The 13,171-nt window shown below is 37.0% G+C and carries 12 protein-coding genes; 6 read left to right on the top strand and 6 right to left on the bottom strand.

Annotated elements, in window-relative coordinates; genetic code table 11:
• Window positions 1-154: 154 nt before the first annotated feature.
• The 3 genes from purT to PSF42_RS17625 form a co-directional block, all read right to left on the bottom strand.
• A complete protein-coding gene (purT, locus tag PSF42_RS17615; protein ID WP_272680447.1) occupies window positions 155-1,333 on the bottom strand; it encodes a formate-dependent phosphoribosylglycinamide formyltransferase in 1,179 nt (392 codons plus the stop codon).
• A gap of 123 nt (window positions 1,334-1,456) precedes the next feature.
• Complete coding sequence (gene rarD / locus PSF42_RS17620) at window positions 1,457-2,383, bottom strand: EamA family transporter RarD (RefSeq protein WP_272680448.1); 927 nt, start codon at window positions 2,381-2,383, stop codon at window positions 1,457-1,459.
• Between the two features lie 151 nt (window positions 2,384-2,534).
• Window positions 2,535-3,530, bottom strand: a complete 996-nt coding sequence (locus PSF42_RS17625) for a LacI family DNA-binding transcriptional regulator (RefSeq protein ID WP_125894002.1) — start codon at window positions 3,528-3,530, stop codon at window positions 2,535-2,537.
• Between the two features lie 471 nt (window positions 3,531-4,001).
• Between PSF42_RS17625 and PSF42_RS17630 the strand changes: the two genes are divergently transcribed.
• Window positions 4,002-4,631 (top strand): response regulator transcription factor, encoded by a 630-nt coding sequence (locus tag PSF42_RS17630; RefSeq protein WP_272680449.1) that lies wholly within the window; start codon window positions 4,002-4,004, stop codon window positions 4,629-4,631.
• A gap of 607 nt (window positions 4,632-5,238) precedes the next feature.
• Here the strand turns inward: PSF42_RS17630 and PSF42_RS17635 are convergent.
• From PSF42_RS17635 to PSF42_RS17645, 3 genes are all read right to left on the bottom strand, one after another.
• Complete coding sequence (locus tag PSF42_RS17635; RefSeq protein ID WP_272680450.1) at window positions 5,239-5,880, bottom strand: helix-turn-helix domain-containing protein; 642 nt, start codon at window positions 5,878-5,880, stop codon at window positions 5,239-5,241.
• A 213-nt stretch (window positions 5,881-6,093) separates the two neighbouring features.
• Window positions 6,094-7,428, bottom strand: a complete 1,335-nt coding sequence (gene rimO / locus PSF42_RS17640) for a 30S ribosomal protein S12 methylthiotransferase RimO (protein WP_272680451.1) — start codon at window positions 7,426-7,428, stop codon at window positions 6,094-6,096.
• A 192-nt stretch (window positions 7,429-7,620) separates the two neighbouring features.
• Entirely contained in the window at window positions 7,621-8,550 is a 930-nt protein-coding gene (locus PSF42_RS17645) for a DUF7916 family protein (RefSeq protein ID WP_125893994.1), read from the bottom strand.
• 282 nt (window positions 8,551-8,832) lie between these two features.
• Between PSF42_RS17645 and PSF42_RS17650 the strand changes: the two genes are divergently transcribed.
• The 5 genes from PSF42_RS17650 (at window position 8,833) to efeB (ending at window position 12,845) form a co-directional block, all read left to right on the top strand.
• On the top strand, window positions 8,833-9,390 hold the full coding sequence (locus tag PSF42_RS17650) for an iron transporter (RefSeq protein ID WP_004913787.1): 558 nt from the start codon (window positions 8,833-8,835) through the stop codon (window positions 9,388-9,390).
• Between the two features lie 93 nt (window positions 9,391-9,483).
• Complete coding sequence (locus PSF42_RS17655) at window positions 9,484-9,819, top strand: cupredoxin domain-containing protein (RefSeq protein ID WP_125893992.1); 336 nt, start codon at window positions 9,484-9,486, stop codon at window positions 9,817-9,819.
• Between the two features lie 11 nt (window positions 9,820-9,830).
• A complete protein-coding gene (locus PSF42_RS17660) occupies window positions 9,831-10,664 on the top strand; it encodes an FTR1 family iron permease (RefSeq protein ID WP_272680452.1) in 834 nt (277 codons plus the stop codon).
• The gene (locus PSF42_RS17665; RefSeq protein ID WP_272680453.1) at window positions 10,657-11,559 is read left to right on the top strand and encodes an EfeM/EfeO family lipoprotein; all 903 of its coding nucleotides are present in this window, start codon (window positions 10,657-10,659) and stop codon (window positions 11,557-11,559) included. The genes PSF42_RS17660 and PSF42_RS17665 overlap by 8 nt, the downstream gene beginning before the upstream one ends.
• Before the next feature lie 11 nt (window positions 11,560-11,570).
• Window positions 11,571-12,845 (top strand): iron uptake transporter deferrochelatase/peroxidase subunit, encoded by a 1,275-nt coding sequence (efeB, locus tag PSF42_RS17670; protein WP_272680454.1) that lies wholly within the window; start codon window positions 11,571-11,573, stop codon window positions 12,843-12,845.
• The last annotated feature ends 326 nt before the right edge of the window (window positions 12,846-13,171 follow it).

Consider the following 13,171-nt stretch of genomic DNA (forward strand, 5'->3'; position numbering starts at 1 on the left):
ATGAAAACATGTTAAGTGGTCACTTTAAAATAATCGAAGCAAGCAGCTATTACGACAGTATTGATGGGGCATTTTAAGTAGAGTAAATCATCGTTATTATCTTAATAGACAAGCGCTCACTCAATTAAAGTGAATGAGCATAACCTTATCAAAATCAACCAGAAACGCACACTATATTAGCGCTTTTTTTGGCCATATCTAATGCACTTTCAATAGAATCAGCAATCGCCAAAGCAACACCTAATCGGCGAGTTCCTGCAATTTCAGGTTTACCAAATAATCGTAATTGGGTATCAGACCCTAACGCTATACCAATATTTGAAAAAACGACATTTTGACTGTGTAAATTGGGTAAAATAACGGCTGAAGCACTCGGCCCATATTGGCGGATCACACCTATTGGGAACCCAAGAAATGCCCGAACATGTAATGCGAATTCAGATAAACTCTGTGAAATAAGTGTCACCATCCCCGTATCATGAGGGCGAGGTGAAACTTCATTAAAAATGATATCATCACCACACACGAATAATTCAACACCAAATATTCCATATCCCCCCAAAGAGGTAACAATTTTCTCAGCAACGTCCTGCGCTTTTTTCAATGCAACCTCACTCATGTACTGTGGCTGCCAAGACTCACGATAATCCCCTTTTTCTTGTCGATGCCCCACTGGTGCACAAAAGTGAATACCATCTACCGCATTGACCGTTAACAATGTGATTTCAAAGTCAAAATTGACCATTTTTTCAACAATAACACGTCCCTGCCCTGCTCGCCCACCTTGTTGTGAGTAATCCCAAGCCTGATCTAATTCATCTTGAGAACGGATCACACTTTGCCCCTTACCTGATGAACTCATCACGGGCTTAACAATACAAGGAAAACCAATTTTCGTTGCCGCGGTGACAAAATCAGGTTTACTATCCACAAATTGGTATTCTGATGTTGGTAGCTTCAGCTCTTCTGCGGCTAATCGGCGGATCCCCTCTCTATCCATAGTCAGAACAATGGCTTTCGCAGACGGGACTACTTTTTGCCCTTGCTGTTCAAGTTCCATTAATACCTGTGTCTCAATCGCTTCAATTTCAGGTACAATAATATCGGGTTTTTCAATTGAAATGACTTGCTTCAGCGCTTCGCCATCAAGCATGTTTATCGTATAACTACGGTGCGCAATATGCATTGCAGGTGCATTATCATAGCGATCAACGGCAATAACTTCGATGCCCAACCGTTGACACTCAATCGCCACTTCCTTGCCTAACTCCCCAGCACCTAACAACATCACTTTTGTTGCTGATTGACACAGTGCAGTACCTAATTGATTCATAATTGATGCCCCTACCGACAAAAAGTTAATTCCAATTATATACGCAATCGTTTGCTTTTACTATCAAGGATAAAAGACCACAAAACAAAAAACTCATAAGCACTTGATAACAACATCAATAAATTAATCTAGTGGTGTTTTATCACGCCCTGTAATAAAGGGTTCTTTATGTGAAAATTTAATATATTGTTTGCGTAAAATAGCGAACACACAAAACATTAAACCAATCCAGATAAGTGAAAAACTGATGCCTTTAACCCAATCAAATAGCTCATTAAATAAAAATACGGCTAATAAAAATTGAATTGTTGGTTCTATATATTGTGCCAATCCGATCACTGTTAATGATGTTCTTTTAATTGCAGCTGTAAAAAAGAGCAACGGAATTATCGTAACAGGAGCGGCCAACATATAAAGAATTTTGATTTGCCAATCGCCTTGTGCTACTTCACTTAAACCATTAGATACTAACCACCACGTGATCGCTATTGCGATAGGAAGTAGCCAAAGTGCCTCTAGAAATAAAGACGTAATCACATCAAATCGAATAAATTTACGAATTAACCCATATATCGCAAATGCACTCCCCATAACTAACGCTAAAATAGGTAACTCGCCATACTGCCAAATTTGGTAACCAACCCCCGCACAAATAAAAATAACAGCCATTTTTTCTGCGAGAACAAGCCGTTCGCGAAGAAAAAAAACCCCCAGTAAAATAGAAAATAATGGATTAATAAAATACCCAAGGCTAGCGGCTAACACCTGCCCATGAGTTAATGCGTAGGTAAATGTTGTCCAAGATATCGCCATCACCGACGAACTAAATAAACAGAGGATTATCGACCGTTTATCAGACCATACCTGGCGCCACAAAGATTTGTTTTTAATAATTAAGCGAACAAAAAAAAGTATCGGTACAGACCAGATAAGACGTTGTGCAAGCAGCTCTAAAGGTTCAGCACCGGGAAGTAAACGATAAAATAATGGTGTTATTCCCCATAAGATATAGGAAAAAATAGCAAGAGCTACTCCCGAACGAAGCAACATAATTTATCCACAATACGATCTGATTAAATAATATTAGCTTCGTATCATACGCCAAAATGCAGAAAATAAAACTTCTTAGAAACAACGATTTATTGGTAACTCAAAAAATCAATTGAATAGCAGTTTATTAGGTTTAATTTTCTCAACAAAATTAAAAAGAATCACGTTCTAATAAATCGCAAGCAACATATTCAACACAATTTTGCTGCCGTTCCTCTATGATATGCAAAGCGGCTTGTTGGCCTAACTGATAGTGCGGCAACACAACTGTACTTAATGGTGGATAAAACAGTTCTCCAACACCTATCATATTATCATAGCCAAGTACTGCAATATCTTTAGGGATACGCAAACCATGACTAAGCAGTACTTGATAAGCTAAAAAAGCAATACGATCATTTCCACAAATAATGACATCAAAATCTGGTTTTTTATTATCAAAATGACTATTAATTAAAGCTATCACATCTAAATAGTGTTCATCACCTAACTCTAAATGGTATTGCTGAAGCGATGATAGCGGCAAATTAGCCTTTGTCCATGCAGACTCCACGGCTTCACGGCGCATTTTTCCAGCTAGAGTCTCTTGTGGAATATAAAGACAGAGAGGATTTCGATACCCTTTCTCTATTAAACGATTTACTGCATTAAATTGGCCATTAAAATCATCTGGCACATAAGCTGGAAATTGCCCTTTTTTATCTATGCAATTAGCTAACACCAAACGATTATTATGTAATGCTTCAGGAATAGTCACTTCTCGAAGCCCCATTGTTGTATAAATAATACCATCTGGTCGCTGAGATAATAGTTGTCGGACAGCTCTTTCACTGTCTTCACTGGATGTAATATTAACAACAAAGCTACTCCAGCCAAATTGCCTCGCGGTTTGCTCTATGGATAGAATGATTTCCACAGAAAATGGGGTTGTTGCTGTATCCAGGGCCAAAACGCCAACTGTTGAAACCCGAGAACTTTTTCCTCTAATCTTTCGTGCAGAAAAATCAGGAATATAATTGAGTGACTCAATAGCTTGTTGGACCTGTTTCAAGGTTTCAGGTCTTAATAACTCAGGGTTATTAATTGCCCGTGATACTGTCATTAATGAAACATTTGCAAGTCGCGCTACGTCTTTTAAAGAAGCCATTAAGTATATCCACTCATCAAAACTGGGTGAAAATAAATTCTAACATGTTAGATATAAAAAGTACTTAATCTTCGTCAATTCACAAGTTAAGTACAACCACCTAAGAAAATAGCATAAAGTGCACATCTAAGACTTTTTATGACTAATGTTTTAAGATACTATTGATTAGCTTTAACAGTATTTCTGTCTATCACATTATGCTAAAAAACACATTTAATAAGTAAATTCACCTAAAATGTTACACATCATTAATCGAATATTACTCAATGACACAAACTTTAACTATTGTTTCTATTTTTATATTAAATTTAACTAGATGATGTTTTTAATATAAATTAATGTCGGTAATACATTATAAAAAAAACAACGATCAGTAGAAAATATTATTGTGAAATTTAAATTTCACTTTATTTATCTACGTATTTTATCAGATTGATATGAATATCAAATCAGTTTAACAGGAGTATGGTGATGAATAACACCATTCATGTAATTGTAGAAAGTGATAATGTCTTTAAGAATAAACTGAAATTAATGATGGAATCTTTTGGCTTTACCTTTAGATTTTATAATAATGAAGAAGTGTTTGTGAGTAATTATACTTACCCTAATGAAGATAATGTAAAAGAATGCATTTTATTATTCTTAAACAATGATGAAAATCGTATTAGGCGATTAACCAATATAAATAATTCATTTGGTATTGTTCCCTTCATTGTGCTTGCCGAAGAGCCTTCTGTCAGTTTGTGTCGAGAGAGTTTCAAAGCTGGAAGTTTTGACTTTTTTCCCTTTCCTTTCAAGGAGGTTGAAATTTTAAACTCCATAAATAGTGCAACGGAATTGTTTTTAAGCTTGCATGAAAAGCATAAGAAATATACTCATCTCTCTGATAAATTTAACCGTCTTTCAGTTAGGGAAAGAGAAATTATGGATATGATCTTAGAGGGCAATACGAGTAAAGAAACAGCTGAAAAACTGTCTTTATCACCACGAACTGTAGAGGTTCATCGCTCTAACATTTATACAAAATTAGGTATTAAATCGCTACCACAACTTATTCAAGAATACGAATACATCAACACTTATCCTAAATATTTTTAATTCATATGATATGTTTACTTTTTTATAGCGTTATTATTTCTGATGGTTTTATTCTAAACCATCAGAAGTTAATTATATGAGGGATACGAAATATACTATATTTTAGATAAGTATAGATTAAAGTTCTGTCAGTTCTGAAATAAAATTTTATCTTCATATCTGATAAACAACAGCTTCACTCTATTATTGATAAAAAATCAAGTAACTTGATAATTCGAATAGGAATAATAACTGCTAATACTTACAAGATAAAATAATATTTTTTTGGGTTATTGAAATACGATTTAAGATAAAATGTTTTCTATCACACCATTTTTTAGTAAGACAATAACCTTTCTCGCTCCTATTCACCCATCATAAATCTAAAAAAAAAAAGCTAAAAACAACATACTGCTTTACCAAATCTCTGCATAATGAGCGTCGTTTTCATTTTCTTTTCTCGATACATCAAGTAACGATATTAGCAGGTAGGTTATGCTTTATTTATCTATTGGCTATTTTTCAAAATGTTGGTATGTCTTGCGCGCTTCGCTATTTTTGCTTTATTGTTGCCCACAAAAATATGCGAAAGCGCTATTTTTTTATTTTTCAAAACACATGAGAGAAGCTATTTGTAATCTTTAATATTAATTTCGTATTGCTTTAATTTGCGCCATAACGTTGTCCGTCCCATATTGAGGACTTTATGCATTTGCTGAATTTTACCTTTACAAGCTTGCGCAACTTCAATAATCAACGCTTTCTCAACTGAGTGAATATCCAAGTTAGCGAATCGTTGCTCTTGCTTATCGACCTTAAAATTTCCTTGTTCATAATAGTGAAATTTCAATTTTTCACTCACTTCTCTTGCCAAAGATTGCGTAAGCGCAAACAAAACATTGCAACAATTCTGAGTTGAAGATATAGCGACAACTAATACCGTCTCATCTGTGTGTGAATACACTGGCGCTAAATAATAAAAAATTCCATGTAGCTCAATTGGAGCTGCGTATAACCTAACTTGCGCTCCACAAGTTAAATTATCTGATAACAAGTTTGCTATTTCAAAATTACCGCTAAACTCATTACTAAGCCAAAGCGTTTTTCCATCAGTGCTAATTAGGGAACTACAAATATTGTTATCATGTAATGAGGCCAATCCATCCTCAATGGTTGTATAAGCAAGCTTCACGATATTTTCGTAATCATATGAATTATAATTACTTTTTATTACAGGTGTTGTAGTTGGAAATGTTAAATGGGTTGACATAGTTATCCTTATTCTTCGATAAGAGTTATCTGATTATGTCAACTTACCATTTAATTTTTATATTCTAGATCAAGTTATTAATTGATAGATTTAAAACCATTGATCCACATCAATTTTACAATTAAAAGCAGTATATCAATGTGCTAAAAAACAAAATGGCTAACTTAATTTACCTAAGTTAGCCACATCGACTTTTAGAACGCTTTCATCAAATTACGAAGTAGCGATACTCCCCCACAGATCATATTCATCTGCATGCTCAACGAATACTTTCACTATGTCTCCTGCGCTAACTCCAAATTCACCATTAAGATAAACCATACCATCAATTTCTGGTGCATCAGCCATACTACGGCCAATCGCACCTTCATCATCAACCTCATCAATAATAACCAAAATTTCTTTACCAATTTTATCTTGTAATCGCTGTGTAGAAATTTGCTGTTGTAATTGCATAAAACGATGATAACGATCTTCTTTAATCTCTTCAGGGACTTGATCAGCTAACTCATTCGCTTTCGCTCCCTCGACAGGGCTATACTTAAAGCAGCCGACTCGGTCCAACTTAGCTTCCAATAAGAAATCTAATAGCATTTGGAAATCTTCTTCTGTCTCACCGGGAAATCCCACAATAAATGTTGAACGTAAGGTGAGTTCAGGGCAAATTTCACGCCAACGTTTAATCCGCTCAAGTGTTCTTTCAACGGCACCGGGGCGTTTCATTAATTTTAAAATTTTCGGACTTGCATGCTGTAATGGAATATCTAAGTAAGGTAAAATTTTACCTTCTGCCATCAACGGGATAACATCATCAACATGTGGATAAGGGTAAACATAATGTAAACGCACCCATACGCCCATTGAAGCAAGTTGTTCGCATAACCCCACCATGCTAGTTTTTACAGGCTGACCATCCCAAAAACCCGTTTTATTTTTAACATCAACACCATATGCAGAAGTATCTTGGGAAATAACCAGTAACTCTTTGACTCCTGAAGCGACCAGACGCTTAGCTTCATTTAACACATCCCCGATTGGACGGCTATCTAAGTCCCCTCGCATTGAAGGAATAATGCAAAAAGTACAACGATGATTACACCCTTCCGAAATTTTTAAATAAGCATAATGTTTCGGTGTCAGTTTTACCCCTTGTTCTGGGACTAAACTCAAGAAAGGGTCATGTTCTGGCTTTGGAACATAGTGGTGCACATGGTTAAGTACCTGCTCATAGCTATGTGGGCCGGTGATCTCTAATACTTTTGGATGCACTTCACGAATTTGGTTCTCTTTCGCACCAAGGCATCCTGTCACAATCACTTTACCGTTTTCATTCAGTGCTTCCCCTATCGCTTCTAACGATTCCTGCACTGCACTATCGATAAATCCACAGGTATTCACAATGACTAAATCAGCATTATCATAGCTTGGAACCACTTGATAACCATCTGTGCGTAATTCAGTTAAAATACGTTCTGAATCAACTAGGTTTTTTGGGCAGCCAAGAGAGACGAAACCAATTTTTGGTACCGGATTAGTATTTTGCGACATAGCTCACTTCTTTTATTGTGTTATAAATATTGTTTTAAAAAATGGGCGAAATTTTACCTGAAGAATAGCGGGAATTGTATAAATTTTTATCAAAAATAATCTGTATTTAGGGCTCAAATAGGAAATGGAAATCTTGCTGATATAGGCGATTTCTACAAAGCACTTTTGTAAAAATCACCTAAAAAATATCAATTAACGATTCACTGAACGAGCAATACGTGAATACGTGTGCCGAACGCCTCGGATCACAATACTATAGTTTAAAATATTCTCAGGTAATGCAATTCCGTTATATCCTGAATCACCAATGTGGTGTAAATCTGTCCCAGCCATTTTGCACATTAATGCAATTTGCCGAATAGTTTGCAGATCTGCACCTTCTTGAGAAGTGCCAATCGCCGTCATTGTCATCACACCTTGAGAGTGACAATAACCCACCATTTTTTGCACAAATTCTAACGAGATCCCAGGGACCGTTCCCGGTGCTGGGAGCAAAATGATATCTGCACCACTGTTAATAAAAGTACGAATATCATCTTCTGTGATGAGTTGCTCAGCCGAGGCATTCAAAACTCCCGCAGCGTGCATTTTTCCTGTGATAAGCACAATATCTTCACCCACAACAGCTTTAAGCTCTTTAAGACTCTGGTTAATTTCCTGATTAGTGACGCCATTTCCAGGGTTTCCTGTTAAAACAATGATATCTGCGCCCATTTCTTTTAATTTCAGGGCATTTTTTACTGTTGCTAATCGCCCTTCTGACATTTTCCACTGCGCATCTTGTGTCGGATTATTAAAGCCCTCAGGTACAGGCTCTAAATTAACACCGATTGCTCGTCCCGTTAAACGCTTAAGTGTGCGAATGATTTCCTCAGGTTCAACCCCTTCGGGCAGACCTTGCATAATCGGTTGATTAACATCAAAAACATTCAGCAACAGGATATCGGCACCTTGGCTTGCGGCTAATTCAGCATTCGTCACTGTCATTAATACGGGTTGAATTGTGCCTATGGTTTCAGAAACCAAAATTCGCCCTTCACTTGCTTTAATTGATTCTAATAGGTTCTTTTTATTGAGTTTTGCAATTTCTGAAGCAGAGCAATCAAGATAACGTCGTTGCATGGCTATACCTTTATTTTCAACAAAATGAATGAAGTGTTCTTTCGCAATAAAATTCACACCTGCAAAATATATCATGTAGACAATAATAAACTGCCTAATAGAACACATTATTACCAAGTTATTTTTTAAAGAATAATAACTTTTTATAACGCTTAGATTTTTATATAAAAACAACCATTTTTAGCGGCGAGTCATTTACTTACCGTAAATTACCACTTGTTTTTTAGTAATAGTAATGATTATCATTACAGCTCTATATCACTTATGGTAAGGACGAAAATAATGAAACTCGCCTACAAAGCTGCTGTTTCAGGTCTCGCGTTGTTTTCAATCTCTGCATTAGCTCAAGAGTACCCTCTCGGTCACCCTGTGATCAAAAACGGAATGGAAATCCAAGGTGTTTATCTACAACCCATTACAATGGATACCGAAGAAGGCCATCATGCGATGTCTCACTTAGCGGCTGATAAAGCAGATGTCCACTTAGAAGCAGATATCCACGCGGTTGAAGATAACCCAAATGGCTTCGCAGAAGGTGATTGGATCCCTTACCTAACCATTGAATATTCGGTGACCAAACTCGGTGACAAACCACAAACTCAAACGGGCACATTTATGCCTATGGTAGCCAGTGATGGTCCTCATTATGGGGAGAACATAAAATTAGATGGCAATGGTAAATACCGTGTCACCTATAAAATTTATCCACCATCACACAATAAAGATGTCGCCTTTGGACGCCATATTGACAAAGAAACGGGTGTGGCACCTTGGTTCCAACCTTTCGAAGTCTCTTGGGACTTTGACTACGCAGGTGTTGGCCGTAAAGGTAGTTACTAATTTTAATCGAAATTAGCTAAGGGCTTAACCAAGGACATTTTCTTGCGTAAGCCCTTTTTTGTTTGTACTTATTAAAGGATAAACCAAGCCAAAATGAAAACATTACTGAGTTTTTTACTGGTTATCGTTTGTACAATAATTCCCCTATCTTCATTAGCGGCCGAAAAATACACTGTCGAATTAGAAATGAAAAATGGTGACCTCATCCCACGTGTTCTGGAAGTCCCCGCAAAAACGATTATCCGAATCAAAATTACCAATACAGGCACTGAGCCCGCAGAATTTGAAAGCATTCAGTTAAGAAAAGAAAAAGTTTTAGCACCTGGAGCAAGTTCAGTTGTTGTTATCGCCCCCCTAAAACCCGGTACCTATTCTTTTTTTGATGACTTCCACCTTTCTCACCCCAAAGGCGAGATCATTGCGAAATAAAAGGATTTAATATGGGACAAGTTCTATTTGTTGTTTGGCGTGAAAGCTTTGAGGCGCTACTTGTCATTGGCATTATTTATGCGTGGATTAAACGCCACCCTGACGCACAAAACGGTATGAAATACCTTTGGGCTGGCGTCGCTATCGGGGTTATTACCTCCATCTTACTCGCACTTCTGATTTATGGCGTATTCAATGTCCTTGATGATACGGGGCAATCACTGTTCATGATTTTTATGGAATTACTCGCCTGCGTTCTGATTGTCCAAATGGTGTATTGGATGAACAAACATGGCAGCTCAATGAAATCAGAAATTGAATCAGGAATTAGCCGTAATGCTGCTCATCATAACTGGTGGGGAGCCGCATTGATTATAGCCATTGCCATCGCCCGTGAAGGGAGTGAGATCGTCGTCTTTTTATCTAGCTTTATTATGTCACTCACTACATCTAATGCGTCGGCTTTCTTTATCGAGGTAGGTGGTGGGATTGCAATTGCAGGCCTTACACTTTATATCTTCTTATTAACAAATCGCTTAGTTTCGTGGTCTATCTTCTTTAAAGTTACAGGAGTTATTCTATTATTCCTCGCATTATCTCTGTTACTTAAAGGTGTAGAAGAAAGTGCAAACTTACTAATCGAATATGATTTTACTATCCCTGATTTTTTAATTTACCCCGCTTGGGATACAACTGTATTTCTTGATGATTCTGGTATCGCTGGCAATTTTATCTCTTCCTTCTTTGCTTATCGTTCACAACCTATTTGGCTCAGCGTCATTACCTTTGTCCTTTATTGGGCTATTGTGATCCCATTGTTTGCTCGGAGCAAAAAAAATGTCTAGCTCACTGAGACGGAATATCAAATGGATATCTTTTAGCTTAATATTCAGTGTTTCGCTGCCTACTTTGGTTCAAAGTAAAGCACTGAGATCCCCTGTGCAAACAGGGGATAACATCATTATTGCTAAAGGGGATATACCCACTCCAGAAAAATATCAACATGCAATCCAAACCTATTTAATCTTTGCTAATACTGAGCTGGCAAAAATGGTCACACAGTTGGAATTATTGCAACAGAGTTTACAGCAAGGAAAGCTACAACAAGCTCAAACTGCATATATTCAAGCTCACCAGCACTATGAAACCGTGCGCCCTATCATTATTTTATTTGGTAATACAGATAGGACAATTAATCCAAGAGCCGATTATTTTCTCGATAAAGAAACCGATTACCGATTTACAGGGTTTCATCTTGTTGAGTACCAATTATTTAAGCAAAAAAATGCAAAACTTGCTTTAGCCGCAAACCAAGAGCTATTACTCAAAGGGCGTGATTTATATAAACGAGTAGCAACCGAAACCATTGAAATACCAAAGCTCGTACAAGCCTCAGCTGATTTTATTGAAATGATCTTAGAAACGAAATTGGGTGGTAAAGAAAATATCTACAGTTTGTCTGATTTAACTGATATTGCCGCTAATTTAAAAGGATCACAAAAAATCATTGAGGTTCTTAAGCCTTTTATCACGCCAGAGACACTTCAAAAGATACAGAAAAATGACCAACTGATTAACCAAATAATGCAGCCATATCAAGCTTCAGATACCACATATCAACCTTATAGCCAATTACAATTAAAAGACAAAATGGCGCTTTATTCATTACTCACTCAGCAAGCCGAAACCTTAGCGAAATTACGTGCTGAGCTCGATGTCGATGTTTACTATAAATATTAAGGCATATATTTATGCAAGCTAAACTTAGAAATATATTACAAACCAACGGAATGTCTCGGCGTAATGCCCTAAAAATGCTCGCAGTTAGTAGTGCCGTTTTGGCAGCCCCAACATTAAAAGCGCAAGGGAAAATCTCCAATTGCCAACTCACCTATGACAAAACAATTAATTATATTGGGCTGCATCAAGCTGGTGTTTTAACGCCTGAACCCAAAAATGCCACCTTTGTCGCATTTAATATCACGGCGAATTCCGTGGAAGAATTACAGACTGTGTTTACTTTACTAACTCAACGTATTGCTTATTTAACCCAACCCCAAAAAGAGCCTTTAATCAATAATGATAAAATGCCTCCCGCAGAGTCAGGTATTCTTGGAACACAACAACAACCCGACTCACTGACCATCACCGTTGCTTTAGGAAATTCTCTTTTTGATAACCGGTTCGGCTTAAATAAAATCAAACCTAAGCATCTTAGTGAAATGACCAGTTTCCCTAACGACCGGTTAGAGCAAAAATGGTGTGGTGGTGATCTCCTTTTGCAAATATGTGCAAATAGCCAAGAAAGCGTTATTTATGCATTACGTGATATTCTACGGCATATTTCTCCTTACAGCTTTCCCCTCTGGAAAATCGATGGCTTCTTACCTGCACGGGATATTGATAACCACTCAACTCCTATCAACCTTTTTGGTTTTAAGGATGGAACAGGAAATGCGCCTGCCGATGACAATTCGTTAATGAACGAATTAATATGGATAACAAAAGGTAGCCAAGAACCATCTTGGTGCGACGGAGGGACATACCAAGCTGTACGCCTTATTCGCTTTAATTTAGAGTTTTGGGATAGAACACCATTAGAAGATCAAGAAAATGATTTTGGCCGACATAAAGACTCAGGAGCACCCATCGGCATGAAAAATGAGCATGATGATCCTGAGTTTGAAAAAGATCCTCATGGTGACCGTATTTTATTTGATTCCCATATGCGCCGTGCAGAGCCTCGTAACCCTGAACGTTATACCGCAAAACTAAGGCGAAGAAGTTATAGCTATTCACTGGGGTTAACCGAAACAGGAACTCTCGATATGGGCTTAGTTTTTGTCTCTTTTCAACAAAATTTAAAGACAGGCTTTATTGACACTCAAAAACGGCTCAATGGCGAGCCACTTGAACGTTATATTAAGCCTTTTGGTGGTGGATACTATTTTGTACTACCAGGTGTTAAATCGGCACAAGACACACTTGCTGAAAAAATGTTTACAGCCTTAAAACAAACTAGCTAATTATATTTATAAAATGGAAGCTCTTATTGCATTTGCCGTAAGGGCTTTATTCGAAGCGATATCATTTCTTTTTAATTAAACACAGTATTATTTTTTACGTTCCTTCACATTCGCTTCGACTTCCTGTTTCTAGTCCTCTGGTATTGGCGCAAATATTTGTTTAGTTTCCACCACTTTATTTACAGCATGATAAGCCTTATCATATCCGGTAGCATTTAAAATTTTAATACCACTACTTTCTGTATACTTAATAGTCATATTCTTATATTGATTTCGGAAAAACGATTAATTAAGAATAGTTTTCCAATTCAATGCAAATAAGCAAA

Source organism: Providencia sp. PROV032, assembly GCF_028484875.1.
In the GTDB taxonomy this organism is placed as follows: Bacteria; Pseudomonadota; Gammaproteobacteria; order Enterobacterales; family Enterobacteriaceae; genus Providencia; species Providencia rettgeri_E.

Bases quoted from the DNA above. Each gene is read 5' to 3' on its own strand.
- purT (WP_272680447.1), bottom strand. From the start codon at position 1,333: ATGAATCAATTAGGTACTGCACTGTGTCAATCAGCAACAAAAGTGATG.
- rarD (WP_272680448.1), bottom strand. From the start codon at position 2,383: ATGTTGCTTCGTTCGGGAGTAGCTCTTGCTATTTTTTCCTATATCTTA.
- PSF42_RS17625 (WP_125894002.1), bottom strand. From the start codon at position 3,530: ATGGCTTCTTTAAAAGACGTAGCGCGACTTGCAAATGTTTCATTAATG.
- PSF42_RS17630 (WP_272680449.1), top strand. From the start codon at position 4,002: ATGAATAACACCATTCATGTAATTGTAGAAAGTGATAATGTCTTTAAG.
- PSF42_RS17635 (WP_272680450.1), bottom strand. From the start codon at position 5,880: ATGTCAACCCATTTAACATTTCCAACTACAACACCTGTAATAAAAAGT.
- rimO (WP_272680451.1), bottom strand. From the start codon at position 7,428: ATGTCGCAAAATACTAATCCGGTACCAAAAATTGGTTTCGTCTCTCTT.
- PSF42_RS17645 (WP_125893994.1), bottom strand. From the start codon at position 8,550: ATGCAACGACGTTATCTTGATTGCTCTGCTTCAGAAATTGCAAAACTC.
- PSF42_RS17650 (WP_004913787.1), top strand. From the start codon at position 8,833: ATGAAACTCGCCTACAAAGCTGCTGTTTCAGGTCTCGCGTTGTTTTCA.
- PSF42_RS17655 (WP_125893992.1), top strand. From the start codon at position 9,484: ATGAAAACATTACTGAGTTTTTTACTGGTTATCGTTTGTACAATAATT.
- PSF42_RS17660 (WP_272680452.1), top strand. From the start codon at position 9,831: ATGGGACAAGTTCTATTTGTTGTTTGGCGTGAAAGCTTTGAGGCGCTA.
- PSF42_RS17665 (WP_272680453.1), top strand. From the start codon at position 10,657: ATGTCTAGCTCACTGAGACGGAATATCAAATGGATATCTTTTAGCTTA.
- efeB (WP_272680454.1), top strand. From the start codon at position 11,571: ATGCAAGCTAAACTTAGAAATATATTACAAACCAACGGAATGTCTCGG.